Here is a 16,787-nt window from a genome sequence, read left to right on the forward strand (position 1 = left end):
CGCATCGAAGAACCGCTTGTGCCCGGCACAAACCTCGGCCGCGACCTTGCCCTCATGCACCGCCTTGTGCGCAAGCATCGGCTGGCCGACCACATCACCAATAGCAAAGATATGCGGCACGCCAGTGCGCTGCTGCTTGTCCACGGCGATAAAGCCGCGATCATCCACAGCCACACCTGCGTTTTCGGCATCAATCAGCTTGCCATTCGGCTTGCGGCCAACAGCAACCAGCACCTTGTCGAACGTATCTTCAAAGGTCTCGCCCTTGTTGTTCTCGAACGTGACCTTGAGACCCTTCTTCTGCGCCTCAACCGCCGTCACCTTGGTCTTGAGCCAGATGTTCTCGTACCGTCCCTCAATCCGCTTGTGCAGCGGTTTGACGATGTCCTTGTCAGCGCCCGGCATCAGTTGGTCCATGAACTCCACAACCGAGATCTTGGCCCCCAGCGCGTCATACACACAGGCCATTTCCAGACCGATGATGCCACCACCAAGGATCAGCATCCTCTTCGGGATATCCCGCAGCTCCAGCGCGCCGGTCGAGTCGATCACCCGTTCGTCGTCATGCGGAATGAACGGCAGGTTCACAGGCTCAGAGCCAGCCGCGATGATGCACTGGTCAAAGCTGACATTGGTCTTGCCGCTGTCACCGATCACTTCGATCATGTTCGGCCCGGTAAAAGTGCCATAGCCTTGAACGACCTGAACCTTGCGACCTTTGGCAAGACCGCTCAGACCGCCGGTCAACTGACCGACAACGCTGTTCTTGAAGTCGCGCAGTTCATCAAGGTCGATCTTCGGCTTGCCAAAGCTGATCCCGTGCGAGGACATTTCCTCGGCCTCGGTGATCACCTTGGCAACATGCAGCAGCGCCTTGGACGGGATACAGCCCACGTTCAGACACACGCCACCTAGCGACGGGTACTTCTCGATCAGGACAACCTTCTTGCCCAGATCCGCCGCCCGGAACGCTGCCGTGTAGCCACCGGGGCCGGAACCTAGAACCACCACTTCCGCGTGCACATCGCCCTTGCCGGACGCTGTGCCGGTGGCCGCGACAGATTTCGGCGCTTCGGGCGCTGTTTTTTCTGCCTTCGGAGCCTCGTCCGCTTTGGCGTCCGCGCTTTCCAGAACCATGATCACGGTGCCTTCAGAGACCTTGTCACCTTCGACCACCTTGATCTCGGTGATCTTGCCGGCGGCAGGCGATGGCACTTCCATCGTGGCCTTGTCGGATTCCAGTTCGATCAGCGGGTCTTCTGCGGACACGGTATCGCCCACGCTGACCAGAACAGTCACAACGGGTACGTCTTTGAAATCCCCGATATCGGGTACTTTAACTTCCATCAGATCGTCCCCCTTACCACATCAACTTGCGCATATCGCCAAGCAGGGTCTTGAGTGTCACGCAGAAACGCGCGGCCAAGGCCCCATCGACGGCACGGTGGTCATACGACAGCGACAGCGGCTGCATCAGGCGGGGCACGAATTCTGAGCCGTTCCAGACCGGGGCCATCTTGGATCGGGTCAGTCCCAGGATCGCCACTTCAGGCGCGTTCACGATGGGGGTAAAGCTGGTGCCCCCGATGCCGCCCAGCGACGAGATGGTAAAGGTCGCGCCCTGCATGTCCTTGGACTTCAGGTTGCCTTCCCGCGCTGCCTTGGACAGCTCCATCAGCTCCTTGGAAATCTCGACCAGACCTTTCCGGTCCGCGTCCTTGATCACCGGGACCATCAGACCGTTCGGTGTGTCTGCCGCAAAGCCGATGTTGTAGAAATCCTTTTTGATCAGCTTGTCGCCATCGGGATGGATAGACGAGTTGAACTCCCAATGCTCCTTCAGAGCCGACACCGACGCCTTGATGACAAAGGACAGGAGGGTCACGCGATAGCCATTGTCCTTGGCCATCGTGTCCATTTCCTTGCGGTATTGGTCGAGATCCGTGATGTCCGCCTCGTCATTATGCGTGACATGGGGAATGTTGAGCCAGGACCGGTGCAGCGCCGGGCCAGAGATCTTCTTGATCCGGGGCATCTCGATCTCTTCGATCGGCCCGAACTTCGAGAAATCCACAGCCGGGATCGGCGGGATACCCATCCCACCAGACACAGCGCCACCCGCAGCAGCCGGGGCCGCTGTGGCTTTCAGCGCCTTCATCACGTCTTCCCGCAGGATGCGCCCCTTTCGGCCAGTTCCGTTCACCGTGGCCAGATCGACATCCACAGTCCGGGCAAAGGCCCGCACCGAAGGCGATGCGTGTATCTTGCCGAATCCGGCATCGGTTTTGGCAGGTGCCGGTGCAGGCGCAGCAGCCGGTGCCGCCGCCTTCGGCGCTTCGGCTTTCGGCTCTTCCTTGGGCGCATCCTTTGGCGCATCAGCCGCGCCATCAGCCTCAAGGATCAGGATCAACGATCCTTCTGACACCTTGTCGCCTTCAGACACCTTGATCTCTTTCACCACACCGGCGGCAGAGGATGGCACCTCCATTGTCGCCTTGTCGGACTCAAGTTCAACAATCGGGTCTTCCACAGCAATCGTGTCACCCACGCTCACCAGAACGGTGACGACAGGCACATTGGTGAAATCGCCAATGTCGGGTACTTTAACTTCTACGGTCATGATCTTGTTCTCCTCCCGCTCAAACCAGACGCGGGTTCGGCTTTGCGCCGTCGATGTCGTATTTCTTCAAAGCCAGTTGCAGGTCTTTCTCGGTCACCGCACCCTCGCGGTAGAGATCGACCATCGCAGCGGCGGCGATGTGGTTGGCGTCCACTTCAAAGAACCGGCGCAGGTTCACGCGGCTGTCCGACCGGCCATAGCCATCGGTGCCCAGAACCGTAAACCGACCCGGCACAAAGGCGCGGATTTGTTCGGCGTAGTTTTTCATGTAGTCGGTCGCGGCAATCACTGGGCCTTTCGCACCTTCAAGCTGCTGCGTGACGTACGGCACCTTTGGCTCGGCCAGCGGGTTCAGACGGTTGTGACGCGCACAATCCTGACCATCCCGCGCCAACTCGTTCAGCGACGTGGCCGACCAGATGTCCGATGTGACACCGAAGTCTTCCTTCAGCATCTCGGCCGCCTTGAGCGCCTGAACAAGGATCGTACCCGACCCTAACAGGTTCACATGCTTCTTGCCCGGCTTCGCTGTCTTGTGCAGCCGGTAGAGTCCTTTGATGATGCCCTCTTCAGCGCCCATCGGCATTTCGGGGTGGCTGTAGTTCTCGTTCATCAGCGTCAGGTAGAAATAGACATCTTCCTGATCGACGAACATCCGCTGCAACCCATGCTGCACGATGACGGCAACTTCATAGCTGAAGGTCGGGTCATAGCTGATGCAGTTCGGAATGGTGCCCGCAAGAATGTGCGAATGCCCGTCCTCGTGCTGCAACCCTTCGCCGTTCAGCGTGGTCCGCCCGGCAGTCCCGCCAAGCATGAACCCCCGCGCACGGCTGTCCCCTGCGGCCCAGGCCAGATCGCCGATCCGCTGGAAACCGAACATGGAGTAGTAGATGAAGAACGGGATCATCGGCACGCCATGGTTGGAATACGACGTTGCCGCCGCAATCCAGTCCGCCATTGCGCCCGCTTCGTTGATGCCTTCCTGAAGAACCTGTCCATCCAGGCTCTCTTTGTAGAACATCATCTGATCTTTATCCTGCGGAGTGTAATTCTGCCCCAGCGGGTTGTAGATGCCCGCAGACCGGAACAGACCTTCCATCCCGAAGGTGCGGCTTTCATCCGGTACAATCGGCACGATATTCTTGCCGATCTTCTTGTCCCGGAGCAGCGTCGTCAGGATACGCACGAACGCCATCGTGGTGGAAATCTCGCGATCCCCGGTGGACTCAAGCTGACCCTTGAACTGATCCAATGCCGGGATTTCCAGCTTCGGCGCGTCCCTCCAATGGCGCACCGGGAACGACCCGCCCAGCTCCTTCCGGCGATCCGCCAGATAGGCTTTCTGCGCGTTGTTCAGGCTGACAAATGGCACGTCCTTTTCCAGCTCTTCGTCGGTGACCGGAATCTTGAACCGATCCCGCATCGCCTTGAGCTGGTCGAACTGCATCTTCTTCTGCTGGTGCGTGGTGTTCTGGCCTTCGCCAGCGGTACCCATGCCATAGCCTTTGACGGTCTTGACCAGCAGACAGGTCGGCGTGCCCTTGGCCTTGGTTGCCCGCAGGAACGCGTTGTAGACCTTCTTCGGATCATGCCCACCACGGCGCAGCGCCCAGATCTGATCGTCGGTCCAGTCCTCGACCAAAGCGGCCGTCTCGGGATACTTTCCGAAGAAATGCTCGCGGATATACGCGCCATCCTTCGATTTGAACGTCTGGTAGTCACCGTCAACGGTTTCATCCATCAACTGGCGCAGCTTGCCCGACGTGTCCCGCTCAAGCAGCTCATCCCAGCCACGACCCCAGAGCAGCTTGATCACGTCCCAACCGGCACCCCGGAAGTCGCCCTCAAGCTCCTGCACGATCTTGCCATTGCCGCGCACCGGGCCATCCAGACGCTGCAGGTTGCAATTCACAACGAAGATCAGGTTATCGAGACCTTCGCGATGCGCCAGATCAATCGCGCCCCGGCTTTCCGGCTCGTCCATCTCGCCATCGCCAAGGAAGCACCACACCTTGCGGTCGCCCATGTCGATAAGCCCGCGGTTGTGCATGTATTTCATGAACCGCGCCTGATAGATCGCCATGAGCGGCCCCAGACCCATCGAAACGGTCGGGAACTGCCAATAGTCCGGCATCAGCCACGGGTGCGGATACGAACTCAGTCCCCCGCCAGACACTTCAGAGCGGAAATTCTCAAGCTCTTCGGCGCTGATGCGCCCCTCCATGAAGGATCGCGCGTAAATGCCGGGAATGACGTGCCCTTGGAAGAACACCAGATCACCGCCGTGAATGGCAGATTTCGACCGCCAGAAGTGGTTCAGACCGATATCGTAGAGCGCAGCCGAAGACGCGAAGGATGCAATATGCCCACCGTATTCGCTGCTTTCCTTGTTCCGTTTCACAACGGTGGCCATCGCGTTCCACCGATTGATCGTCCGGATGCGCCATTCCATCTCGATGTCGCCGGGGATGTCGACTTCGTCGTCAGGTGCAATGGTGTTCTGATACGGCGTGGTCGCCGAGAACGGCAGCTTGGCACCAGCGGCGCGCGCCTGTTGCACGGCCTTGTCGAGCAGGAAATGCGCGCGATCCGCGCCATCCCGAAGGATCACGTCTTCTATCGCGTCTTGCCATTCCTGAGATTCGACCGGGTCAATATCATTCGGGCTGTCTTTCATAATCCCTCTTCCCTTGGTCTGGCCGCAGCGGCCACTAGTTTATCATTGAACAAATTGCTTGCGCGCAACATCGCTCAACCATCTAACGCGCTCCTAGCATGGCCGGTTCCCTGGGGGCAGTGCCCCAGAGGCATAACATCCATGCAGCAGACGCATGGCAAACTAATTTAATGCTAAACCAAATAAACCGCACACGTTGCGCCAAACGCCTTTTCCACCACGCAAAGCGTAGCACCAAAAAAGCCGGGTTGCGACCGTGCCGATCAGGGAATCATGGGAAATGCACAGCGACCCGCACGCGGTCTTTCAACATGCGGGCCCACTCTGACTAGGCAACCTGTCGTTCGCGGGAAAACAGATTGATGCGGGACATGTCCCCGCAGGACAGCGTCACCAAAACATCGGGTTCAATCGAGGCCCAACTCAGCGTCTTGGAATCCAATGGCTCTGACGCCAGGATCCATCCACCTTCGCTGGTTTTCGCAGCATACAGGCTCGGCGCTCGGGCATCGCTGGAATGTCGGAAAGCGTAGATCGACTCGCCATCGGACATGACGCAGGTGAGACGCACCGCTTCGTCGCAGCCTTGCCCGTAACAGCTATGCTCCTGCAAAAGCGCTACAACGGCGCGCACTGCCTCGGCGGGATTGTCCTCAAGCCCATGCGCCATCAGCAGAAGAAAAATCAATTCCGAATCCGTCGTGCCCCGCCGTGCAAGATACAGATCGTCCGGCAGCAACGCCTCAAGCGCACGACGGATGCGGTCGATATCCGGCACCTGACCATTGTGCATGAACGACCAGCGCCGATGCGCAAAGGGATGGCAATTGAGCCGCGTGGTTTCACCCGTCGTCGACGCGCGGACATGGGCGAGGAACAGCGAAGACCGGATCATCTTGCACAGGCTGAGAAGATTTCCGTCGGACCACGCCGGCAGCACATCCCGATACAGCCCCGGACCTTCGCCTTCGGCATACCACGCAAAGCCGAACCCGTCGCCCTGTACGGCCAGCTTCGCTTCGTTTGCATGCTGGCTTTGTTCAAGCAACGAATGCGCCGGGTCGACGACAACATGCGCTATGGGAACAGCAGGTCCCAGATACGCCGCCAACCGACACATGTTCAGTGCCCGGCTTTGCTGTGCCGCGCTTCGATCCGCGCGTGCATCTGACGGATCATCCGACTTGCCGTTGTTTCGAACAACGGTGGAATGATCGCATGGATCAGCGCCGCCATGGACGCAAGGAACAGCCGCCCGGCAAAGCCGAACGCAAAGCCCGCATGCTGCAGGTAGGTTTCGTTCACGCTGGCCGGATGGTCGATAAAGCCGCGCAGGAAGCCAGGTCGCGCCACTGTGTCGGTGTCTTGAACTGCCATGGGATGCTCCTTGCCTTGATGCCTGTTGGTATCATGCCAGATCAACAACGAGCGGTTTTCCCAAAAATCATGCCTCGACGCATAATCCTTGGGAGATTTTCACGCTATGGAATCAAACAAAGAGAAAAATTCTCAAGCGATCGAGCAATCACAGGTCGAACGTCGCAAACACCGGCGCATGGTCGCTGGGTTGCTCCCACCCACGGGCGTCCCGCAGGATACGGCTGGAATGCGCCGCGTTCGAAATGTCCGGTGTCGCCCAGACGTGGTCCAACCGCCGCCCCTTGTCCGCGGCATCCCAATCCTTGGCCCGGTAGCTCCACCAGGAATATAGCAGCCCCTCGGGAATATCCTGACGGGTCACGTCAACCCAGCCACCTGCATCCTGCGTTTCCCCGAAATGCTCGACCTCGATGGGCGTGTGGCTCACCACCTTGAGCAGTTGCTTGTGTGACCACACATCATCCTCGCGCGGCGCGATGTTCAGATCACCAACCAGGATGGCCTTCTCGGGCTTTTCCGCATGAAACCAGTCCCGCATCTCGGTCAGATAATCGAGCTTCTGCCCAAACTTCTCGTTCACCTCGCGGTCCGGCACATCACCGCCTGCAGGCACGTAGACGTTGTGGATCGTCACCCCGTTTTCCAACCGTCCCGCCACATGGCGCGCGTGGCCCAAGCTGGCAAAATCCTTGTCGCCCAGATCTTCAATCGGAAGCTTCGACAGGATGGCAACGCCGTTATACCCCTTCTGGCCCCGCGCGATCATGTGGCCATAGCCCAGCGCCCGGAACTGCTCCAGCGGGATCTTCTCAACGGGGCTCTTGCACTCCTGCAGGCAGAGAACATCCGGCCCTTCCTCAGCCATCAGCTTGGCCACCAGCCCTTCACGCAGACGGACCGAATTGATGTTCCAGGTGGCAAGGGTGAACGGCATGAGCGGCATCTCCGGCGCAGGGGTTGAGGTCGCCAGACACTGCCCGCGCAAGGCCCCGGTCGCAACCCGGAAACCGACACGAAAAAACGCCCCGGCTATGGCATCCGGGGCGTCAAGGTGGTCTGCGAACAGACGAGGGAGGATTGATTACCAGTCCTTCGGACCCTTGTCGGCAAACTGGTGAACCAGAAAGTCGATAAAGGCGCGGACTTTGGGTTGGGTGAACCGGCCCGGAGGATAGACCGCGTAAATGCCCTGCGTGTCGATGGGCAGATCCGGCATCGCATCTTCGACCAGTCCTTTTTCCATCGCATCGGCGTAAAGGAAGGACGGCAAGTAGGCGATGCCAAGGCCGGCGACACAGGCGTTGAGCAGCGATTGCCCATCATTGACCGAAAGCCAGCCAGCGGTGCGAATCTGACGCTTTTCGCCCGACGGCGCGGTCACTTTCCACACATTGCCGCTCGACTGGTTCGAGTAGTGCAAGAGCTTGTGCTCGTTCAGATCGTCGATCCGGCGCGGGCGGCCATATTTCTCGAAATAGGACGGTGCCGCGATCATCCGCTTGGTGGTCTCGGTCAGCTTGCGTGCGCGCAGGGTGCTGTCTTCCAGTTCCCCGATGCGCACTGCCATGTCAAAGCCTTCAGAGATAAGCTCGACATACCGGTTGTTCAGAACCATGTTCACAGTGATGTCCGGGAAGTCCGACAGGAACTCGCCCAGCACCGGCGACAGGTGGTTTACACCGAAATCGGTTGCCACGCTGATCCGCAACAGCCCAGACGGCGCGGATTGCATCGATGTCACCAGCGCATCCGCTTCACCTGCGTCGTTCAGCACCCGACGCGCGCGGTCATAATAAGCCAGACCGATCTCGGTCGGGCTTACACGGCGTGTCGTCCGGTTCAGCAATCGCGCACCAAGCCGCGCCTCCAGAGAGGAGACATGCTTTGAGACAGCGGATTTCGAAATCCCCATCTTCTTGGCCGCGTCGGTGAAGCCGCCCTGATCCACAACTGTGGCAAAGGCCTCCATTTCGGTAAGACGGTCCATACGTATTCCTCGTGTTTCGTTGAACATGGTATGATCGTCAAATCGGGCGCGACTTGGGCGCACTGCAGACAATATCAGGGTTTTGTTGCGCAATGTCGTGCAGACGGAAACGGCTTTTCAACGCGACGCAGCGCAAGCGCGATTGTGCCAATCGCCATCGCTGCGCTAGATTGCCTCTGGGGCAACCAATTGCTCCCGTTCCGGAGGAATTTCATGAAACACATTACGTTAGCCACGGCCATCGCCTTGGCGTGCACGTCTTTCGCCTTTGCCGGCGACACACCCTCAACACCGGGTGCATCGGTCTACATCGTCAATCTGGAAGATGGCGCAACCGTGCAATCACCTGTCACGGTGGTCTTCGGCCTGAGTGGCATGGGCGTGGCCCCGGCCGGCGTCGAAAAGGAAGGAACGGGGCACCACCACATGTTCCTGAACCGCGCGGCCTTTGGCGAGGGCGCAGACGATGCCGAATTGATTGCCAACGGCATTCCCGCTGACGACAACCACATCCACTACGGCGGCGGTCAGACACAGGCCATCTACGAACTGGCGCCGAGCGAACACACCCTGCAGCTGGTGCTGGGCGACCACTTCCACGTTCCCCACAATCCGCCTGTGGTCAGCGACGTGATCACCATCACGGTCACCGAATAACAAAAAGCCGGGCGCAAGGCCCGGCTTTCCGTTTCGTCCATGGCAACACGCCTTACGCGGCTTTGCGCTGGTGTTTGCCCTCTTCGATCTCTTCCACGATCTTCGACACGAATGCCTTGAGGTCGTCCGGCTGACGGCTCGTGATAATGCCCTGATCCACAACGACCGCTTCGTCTTTCCACGTCGCACCGGCATTGATCACGTCGGTCTTGATCGAATGGTACGATGTCGCGTCGCGCCCTTTCAGAATACCGGCCTCGACCAGCACCCACGGCGCGTGGCAGACAGCGGCAATCGTCTTGCCCTGATCATGGAAGGCACGCACCAGCTTCAGCACGTCCTCGTCGACGCGCAGAAGGTCCGGGTTGATCTGACCGCCGGGAATGACCAGCGCGTCGTAATCGTCTGCGGAAACGTCCGAGATCTTGGCATCGGCTTCCGCCTCACGACCCCAGTCGCTGCCTTCCCAACCCTTGATGGCGTTGCCATCGGGCGTCGCCACATGCAGCGTGGCCCCCTTGGCACGCAGCTGATCGCGCGGGAATTCCAGTTCGGATTGTTCAAAGCCGTGGGTCGAAACAAGTAGGATTTTTGCGTCATTGATTGCAGGCATGATAAGCCTCCTGATGATTTGAATGTCCAAGCGGGGCCTCATGCCCCGCCGTCTGTTCACTCAACGCATCAGGCGACCAACCGTTCCTTACAATGCCGCCGCCAAGCGCGTGCCCTGATCAATCGCCCGCTTGGCGTCCAGTTCTGCGGCCACATCAGCCCCACCGATCACGTGACAGGACACGCCCTTGGCCTCAAGCGCATCGGCCAGAGACCGCTCCGAGACTTGCCCGGCGCATAGAACAACCGTATCGCAGGCAATAACCTCAGGCCGTTCCCGTGCCTCGCCGTAGGAGATGTGCAGACCTTCGGCGTCGATGCGTTCGTAATTCACACCCGCCTTCATCTGCACATCTTTCATCATAAGGCTCGCGCGATGAATCCAACCTGTGGTCTTGCCCAACCGCTTGCCCGGCTTCTCCGCCTTGCGCTGCAGCAGCGTCACCTGCCGCGCGGGCGCACTGGGTTGCGGTCCCTCTGGTGCAAGACCAGATCTCTGGTCGGCAGGGTCGGTGACACCCCATTCCTTCATCCATTCCGGCAGGTTCTCGGTCGGGCTTTCGCCTTCATGCACAAGGTACTCGGACACATCGAACCCGATGCCCCCGGCACCCACGACAGCCACACGCTCTCCAACAGCCGCCTTGCCGCGCAACACATCCACATAGCCCAGCACGTTCGGCCCGTCCTGACCGGGGATCTGCGGATCGCGCGGCAGAACGCCCGTTGCGATGATCACCTCGTCAAAGCCGGTCAGATCGTCCGCGCTCACCTCTTTGCCCAAGGACACCGTGACGCCCGTTTCCGCCACCATCGTGCGGAACCAATCGACCAGCCCCCAGAACTCTTCCTTGCCCGGCACCTGCTTGGCCATGTTGAGCTGACCACCAATCTCGTCAGCCTTGTCGAACAGCGTCACCTGATGCCCGCGCTCCGCCGCCGTGATCGCAGCCGACAGGCCCGCAGGCCCCGCACCCACCACAGCAACGCGCTTTGCATTAACGGTTGGTTCAACTTTCAACTCGGTCTCGAAACACGCCTTCGGATTCACAAGGCAAGACGAGATCTTCATCTGGAACGTATGGTCGAGACAAGCCTGATTGCACGCGATGCACGGCGCGATCTGCGCCGCCTTGCCCGCCGCCGCTTTCGCAACGAAATCCGGATCGGCGAGGAAAGGCCGCGCCATGCTGACCATGTCGGCGCAGCCCGTCGCCAGCACCTCTTCCGCAACCTCGGGTGTGTTGATCCGGTTCGACGTGATCACCGGAATCCCCACCTTGCCCATCAGCTTCTTCGTGACCCAGGCAAACGCAGCCCGCGGCACGCTGGTGGCAATCGTCGGAATCCGCGCCTCGTGCCAGCCGATGCCGGTGTTGATGATCGTGGCTCCAGCCGCCTCAATCGCCTGCGCAAGCTGGACGACCTCTTCATGCGTCGACCCGTTCGGCACGAGGTCAATCATCGACAACCGGTATATCACGATGAATTCCGGTCCAACCGACTCGCGCACCCGGCGCACCACTTCGACCGGCAGACGCATCCGGTTCTCGTACGATCCACCCCACCTGTCCGTACGTTTGTTGGTGTGGGTCACCAGAAACTGATTGAGGAAATATCCCTCCGACCCCATCACCTCGACCCCGTCATACCCGGCTTCCTGCGACCGTTTCGCAGCGGTCACGATGTCGCTGATCTGCTTCTCGATACCATCCTCGTCCAACTCGATCGGCGGGAAAGGAGAGATCGGGGATTTCACCGCAGAGGGTGCCACACATTCCTTGCCATAAGCATAGCGCCCCGCATGCAGGATCTGCATCGCGATCTTGCCGTCGGCCTCATGCACCCGGTCGGTCACGATCCGGTGGTTGGCGATGTCCTGATCGGTGAACAGCCCGGACGCGCCGGGAAACACCCCGCCTTCGCGGTTCGGTGCCATGCCGCCCGTGACCATCAGCGCGACACCACCCCGTGCGCGGGTGGCGTAAAACTCGGCCACGCGGTTCCAGTCGCCGGTCTCTTCCAGATTGGTGTGCATCGACCCCATCAGCACGCGGTTCTTCAGCGTGGTGAACCCAAGATCGAGCGGGGCCAATATATGCGGATAATGTGACATGGCAGAACTCCTCCGTTGGCTTCACCTGACACGGGTCAAGTTGACGTGTCACGCCCCAACGTCACGTCACGGCCTGTCGTATTCCGCCGCGTGACGCCCTGCCCAAAGCCCGGTGGCAAAACAGGCGGTCAGCAGATAGCCCCCCGTCGGCGCATCCCAGTCGAGCATCTCGCCCGCGCAGAATGTGCCGGGTCGGTCCTTGAGCATAAGCGTGTCGTCCAGCGCGTCGAAGGACACACCCCCGGCGGTCGAGATCGCTTCGTCCATCGGGCGCAAACCGGCATGCCGGATGGGAACAGCCTTGATCACCTGCGCCAAGGCGGTTGGATCATCCGGCAAGGGATGCACGAACTCCCGCAGAATGGCCTGCGCCGCGGGGGACAGTTTCAGCACCCGACGTAAATGGTTCGACAGGCTGGCTTTGCCTTTGGGTCTTGCCAGACGGTCAGCCACCGCCTCAAGGCTGAGGTCCGGCAACAGGTCCAATCTCAGATCAGCCCCTTGGCGCAGCCAAGGAGCGAGCGGATAGACCCCGCCCCCCTCCAAACCGCGTTTGGAAATCACGACCTCGCCGCGTGACACCTGAACGCCGGCGTGCAGGGCGATGCCCTTCAACGGTGCGCCGAAATGGCGGGTCATATGGTCGGACCAGTTCACCACCAGCCCAACATTCGATGGCTGGAACGGCGAAACCTTGATCCCGTCCGCTGCGAAACGCTCTGCCCATTGCCCGTCCGACCCCAGCCGCGCCCAGCTTGCGCCACCAAGCGCAAAGACGGTCACGCGCGGGGTCAAAACGCGGCTGCCTTCGGGCGTTTCGAAATGGTGCATGTTCCGTTCCCAATCGACCCAGCGCCAGCGGGTGTGCCGTTCAAGCCCCAACCCAACCAGTCGCGCCAGCCATGCCCGCAGCAGCGGTGATGCTTTCATCGCATCGGGAAACAGCCGTCCGGTCGATCCGGTGAACGTGGTCTGACCCAGACCCTCGGTCCAAGCCTTCACCTCGTCCGGTCCAAACGCCTTGAGAGAGGCCCGCATGGTTGGATGCAAACCCGCGCCGTAGGAGGCCAGGAACGGCCCGAACGCCTGCATCTTGGTCAGGTTCAATCCCGACTTCCCAGCCATCAGGAACTTGCGGCCAATCGACGGTTTGGCCTCGACCAGCGTCACCGTCCGACCCGCCTGCAACAGCGCCTCGGCCGCCATCAGGCCCGCAGGCCCACCGCCGATGACGAGCGCGTCCGTCACTCTTTCGGGGGCGCGTTGCGCAGTTCGACAACGCGGTGGGGATACGGGATTTCGATATTGTGCTCCTTGAGCGCGTTCCAGATCAGAAACAGCACGTCAGACGCATATTTGTTCTTACCGTCGTCAATACCGTTCACCCAGAACTCTACACCAAAGTCGATGCCGCTGTCACCGAAGCCGCGAAGCTCTACATCCGGCGGCTCCGGCACTGTCAGAACACCGGGATGCTTTGAAACCGCTTCAACAATGATGTCAGGCACAAGATTGATGTCGGTGTCATAACTAACCGAGAACGCTACATCGAGCCGGTTGGCGCTGCCCTGATCGGAATAGTTGATCACGCGGGTGGTGATGAAATCCTCGTTCGGAACCACGATCCAGCGCCCGTCAAAGGTTTCGAGGATCATCGCACGGGCGGTGGTTTTGACGATGGTGCCTGCTTCACCGTTGTCCAATTCGACATAATCCCCAACGGTCGCCTGCCCTTCGAGCAGCAGGATCACACCGGAGATATAGTTCGACGCGATTTTCTGGAGACCGAAGCCGAGACCCACACCAATCGCACCGCCCAGCACGGCGAGCGAGGTGAGCGGCACACCCATGATGTTCATCAGCAGGATAAACGCGAGGCCGAAGATCAGAAGCTCTGCCGCCTTGGCCGCAAGCTGCCGCGTGGCGGGACGCATCTCTTGCTGTTTATTGATGTACGCAGCGGATTGGTCGTTCGACCAGCGCCCGAGCCAAAACAGCAGCGCGCCCGCGATCACACCGCGCAGCAGAGCCATGACCGAGAACGATATGTTTCCCAGCGAAACAATCGTGTTGTCCAAGCGCTCGGTCAGCAGATCAAGCAGACCAACCGCGTAGAGCGCGACCACGGGCAAAAGCACGTAGCGCCCAAGCAGTTTCAGGAACGGGTCGCTGACGATGTCGCGCACAAGGACGCGCGCGGCGAGGAAGAGGAAGACCCCTTTTCCGAAGGCAATCACGGTTCCAGTGCCGAAGATGCTCCGTGTGACCTGCTCGCCAATCGCGGCGAACATATAGGCGAGCACCGGCAACAGCAGCGGAACCGCCATGAGGACCCTGCGCCGCAGCCGGGACAGGAGGGAAATGCTTTCCTCTGGCGGCGTGAGAACCCGTGTCAGGACCGGACGGATGCGTCGCGTCAAAACGACAGCTGCGAAATACCCCAGGATCAGCAAAGCGAATTGCGACCACGCGGCGGGGGACAGGAGCCACCCCAACGCGATCTCGTATCCCTGGAGCGCGTAACCGACCGCAGTCTGGACGATCGGTGGTTGCGCCGACAGATCCCAATCCATGACGATTCCCTTGAATTTTCGCCGTTATGTTTCAGCTAGATGCCTTGACCCACGCTTCAGCACAAGCCTCGCGGGCCGGAGCCCTGCCGCATTGACCAAGACTGACCCGATCTGCCCCCCAATCTGCCCGCTGTGTTTGCGCCCCATTCCGCCGGGGGTGAAGCAAAGCCAGCATCATCTTGTTCCGAAACTGAAGGGTGGCAAAGGCGGGCCGACGATCCTTGTGCATCACATCTGCCATCAAGAGATCCATGCAACCCTGACCGAGGCCGAGTTGGCGCGGGAATTAAATACGCCCGAGGCATTGCGCGCGCATCCGCAGCTTGCCGGGTTCTTTGACTGGGTGTCGAAACGGCCACCCGAGTTTCATGCACGCGGACGCAGCAGCCTGCGCAAGCAGCGATCACGCAAGCGCCGGAGATAGGTCAGCCAGTGCGCCCCATTGTTTCGCGCGCGAAACATTGGGGCCGGGTCGGACCTTTTAAGGGTTTTTTAACCATTACTCCGATGCGTGCGTATACGCGCAGAAAATGCGCTTTCTGCGCTAATTGTTCAAATTTGCATATCACCTATCTTGAGGCTGAGAGACAGACAGGAGCACCACGATGAGTTGGAACCCAGCCCTTGACCCGCATTGCCCCACCGGAGATCAGGTGGACGCGATCGAGACACTTATCATCCCGCGCGCCCGCGATCTGGGTGGATTCGAAGTGCGCCGTGCGCTGCCTGCGCCGCGGCGTCAGATGGTTGGGCCGTTCATTTTCTTCGACCAGATGGGACCGGCCGAGTTCCTGCCGACTAAAGGTCTGGACGTGCGGCCACATCCGCATATCGGGTTGGCGACGATTTCGTACCTCTATCGGGGACGGATGCATCACCGCGACAGTCTGGGCACTGATGCGTGGATCGAACCCGGCGCGGTAAACTGGATGGTGGCGGGGCATGGGATCACCCATTCGGAACGCATCGACGACGAAACGCAGACCGATCCGATGCCTTTTTTCGGGATCCAGACATGGGTCGCCTTGCCCAAGGATCACGAGGACCGCGCGCCAGAGTTCGAGCATGCGCCGGTGGGGGCGTTGCCGTTCCTTGAGGGCGAAGGCAAATCAGTTCGGCTTATCCTTGGCGATGCGTGGGGCGAACGTGCTCCGGTCAAGACCGCGTCCGAGATGTTCTATGCCGATGCAGTGCTTGAGGCGGGTGCTGCGATTCCGTTGCCCGACAATCACGAGGATCGCGGGGTTTATGTCGTCGAAGGGTCCGTGACGGTGGCAGGGGAAACCTATGAGGCGGGTCGGATGATGGTGTTCCGCCCGGGGGACAAGCTGTCATTGCAGGCCGGGCCGATGGGCGCGCGGGTGATGCTTTTGGGTGGGGAAACGCTGGAAGGCTCGCGATATATCTGGTGGAACTTCGTGGCGTCTTCACAGGAGCGCATCGAAGAGGCCAAGGAGGCGTGGCGTGCCGGAGATTGGGCGTCCGGGCGATTCCAGTTACCGCCGGGGGATGATGCGGAGTTCATCCCATTGCCGGATCGGTAAGACTATTGGATGTCGGCGGGGCAAGAGCTGAAGACCCCCGCCACATCTCCTGACATTGCGCACATGATGCCGCCCCAGTGAAAGCCGCGCAGCCCTTCGGAATATTCGATTTCGAACCACTCGTAGCCGTCGAAGATGACCCCGGTGGCGTTCAAAATCGATACTGGCTCTCCGTAAGGCAAGCCATCAGAGCGCGCGAATTCGGTGCCCGGTCCGGTGCGGACATTGCCGCCGAGTGACGCGGCCTTGCTTTGCGTGGCTGTATCCGGTCCATCGAACCCGGCTTGCAGAAAGCAGGGTTTCGGCTCCTGATCATCGACAAAGAGCATCACCTCGGCCCCCTTACCACGCACCAGGAAATGTCCAGCAGGGAGCATGATGTCGTAACCAAAGCCCGACCCCACAGGGAACGGCGCCATTTCAAGCGCTTCACTTTCGAGCATGAGCGTTGCGATGCCATCTGGGCGTGTGGGAATGACGACCTGGATGCTGGGTGAACTGGTGCTGCCTTCATCGCAGACAAACACGTTGCCGGGGGGCACGTCACCTTCGGCCCAAGATGGGCCAGCCAAAAGTGCTGCGCCGAACATCAGCAGGATCGGGCGGATCACTGTCATA

General features: G+C 60.1%; 15 protein-coding genes. 3 read left to right on the forward strand and 12 right to left on the reverse strand.

The window, feature by feature from the left end; genetic code table 11:
* From JJ869_RS07795 to JJ869_RS07825, 7 genes are all read right to left on the reverse strand, one after another.
* Nucleotides 1-1,347: FAD-dependent oxidoreductase (locus JJ869_RS07795; protein WP_292265841.1), on the reverse strand; the 1,347-nt coding region annotated here is incomplete at its 3' end.
* A 13-nt stretch (nt 1,348-1,360) separates the two neighbouring features.
* On the reverse strand, nt 1,361-2,620 hold the full coding sequence (gene aceF / locus JJ869_RS07800) for a dihydrolipoyllysine-residue acetyltransferase (RefSeq protein ID WP_292265844.1): 1,260 nt from the start codon (nt 2,618-2,620) through the stop codon (nt 1,361-1,363).
* Nucleotides 2,621-2,639: 19 nt separating this feature from the next.
* A complete protein-coding gene (gene aceE, locus JJ869_RS07805) occupies nt 2,640-5,300 on the reverse strand; it encodes a pyruvate dehydrogenase (acetyl-transferring), homodimeric type (protein WP_292265845.1) in 2,661 nt (886 codons plus the stop codon).
* Between the two features lie 328 nt (nt 5,301-5,628).
* On the reverse strand, nt 5,629-6,420 hold the full coding sequence (locus tag JJ869_RS07810; protein WP_292265848.1) for a class II glutamine amidotransferase: 792 nt from the start codon (nt 6,418-6,420) through the stop codon (nt 5,629-5,631).
* Between the two features lie 2 nt (nt 6,421-6,422).
* Nucleotides 6,423-6,677: a DUF6356 family protein gene (locus JJ869_RS07815; protein ID WP_292265849.1), complete on the reverse strand. Its 255-nt coding sequence runs from the start codon at nt 6,675-6,677 to the stop codon at nt 6,423-6,425.
* 148 nt (nt 6,678-6,825) lie between these two features.
* Entirely contained in the window at nt 6,826-7,614 is a 789-nt protein-coding gene (locus JJ869_RS07820) for an exodeoxyribonuclease III (protein ID WP_292265851.1), read from the reverse strand.
* 147 nt (nt 7,615-7,761) lie between these two features.
* On the reverse strand, nt 7,762-8,667 hold the full coding sequence (locus JJ869_RS07825) for a LysR family transcriptional regulator (RefSeq protein ID WP_292265852.1): 906 nt from the start codon (nt 8,665-8,667) through the stop codon (nt 7,762-7,764).
* A gap of 213 nt (nt 8,668-8,880) precedes the next feature.
* On the opposite strand from JJ869_RS07825, the gene JJ869_RS07830 reads away from it, so the two are divergent.
* Entirely contained in the window at nt 8,881-9,324 is a 444-nt protein-coding gene (locus JJ869_RS07830) for a DUF4399 domain-containing protein (protein WP_292265853.1), read from the forward strand.
* A gap of 52 nt (nt 9,325-9,376) precedes the next feature.
* Here JJ869_RS07830 and JJ869_RS07835 read toward each other — a convergent pair whose 3' ends face one another.
* From JJ869_RS07835 to JJ869_RS07850, 4 genes are all read right to left on the reverse strand, one after another.
* Nucleotides 9,377-9,937 (reverse strand): type 1 glutamine amidotransferase domain-containing protein, encoded by a 561-nt coding sequence (locus JJ869_RS07835; protein ID WP_292265855.1) that lies wholly within the window; start codon nt 9,935-9,937, stop codon nt 9,377-9,379.
* Nucleotides 9,938-10,024: 87 nt separating this feature from the next.
* A complete protein-coding gene (locus tag JJ869_RS07840; protein ID WP_292265857.1) occupies nt 10,025-12,052 on the reverse strand; it encodes an NADPH-dependent 2,4-dienoyl-CoA reductase in 2,028 nt (675 codons plus the stop codon).
* A 66-nt stretch (nt 12,053-12,118) separates the two neighbouring features.
* Entirely contained in the window at nt 12,119-13,300 is a 1,182-nt protein-coding gene (locus JJ869_RS07845; RefSeq protein WP_292265860.1) for a TIGR03862 family flavoprotein, read from the reverse strand.
* On the reverse strand, nt 13,297-14,625 hold the full coding sequence (locus JJ869_RS07850; protein WP_292265862.1) for a mechanosensitive ion channel domain-containing protein: 1,329 nt from the start codon (nt 14,623-14,625) through the stop codon (nt 13,297-13,299). The genes JJ869_RS07845 and JJ869_RS07850 overlap by 4 nt, the downstream gene beginning before the upstream one ends.
* A 109-nt stretch (nt 14,626-14,734) precedes the next feature.
* Here JJ869_RS07850 and JJ869_RS07855 point away from each other — a divergent pair, with 109 nt between their 5' ends.
* Together JJ869_RS07855 and JJ869_RS07860 are read left to right on the forward strand one after the other, a co-directional pair.
* Nucleotides 14,735-15,049 (forward strand): HNH endonuclease, encoded by a 315-nt coding sequence (locus JJ869_RS07855; RefSeq protein WP_292265906.1) that lies wholly within the window; start codon nt 14,735-14,737, stop codon nt 15,047-15,049.
* A gap of 181 nt (nt 15,050-15,230) precedes the next feature.
* Entirely contained in the window at nt 15,231-16,169 is a 939-nt protein-coding gene (locus JJ869_RS07860) for a pirin family protein (protein WP_292265865.1), read from the forward strand.
* A gap of 2 nt (nt 16,170-16,171) precedes the next feature.
* Here JJ869_RS07860 and JJ869_RS07865 read toward each other — a convergent pair whose 3' ends face one another.
* Nucleotides 16,172-16,786, reverse strand: coding sequence for an SH3 domain-containing protein (locus tag JJ869_RS07865; protein WP_292265866.1), 615 nt, complete (start codon nt 16,784-16,786; stop codon nt 16,172-16,174).
* Nucleotide 16,787 lies beyond the last annotated feature (1 nt).

Source organism: Marivita sp. (assembly GCF_017643905.1).
Classification (GTDB): Bacteria; Pseudomonadota; Alphaproteobacteria; order Rhodobacterales; family Rhodobacteraceae; genus Marivita.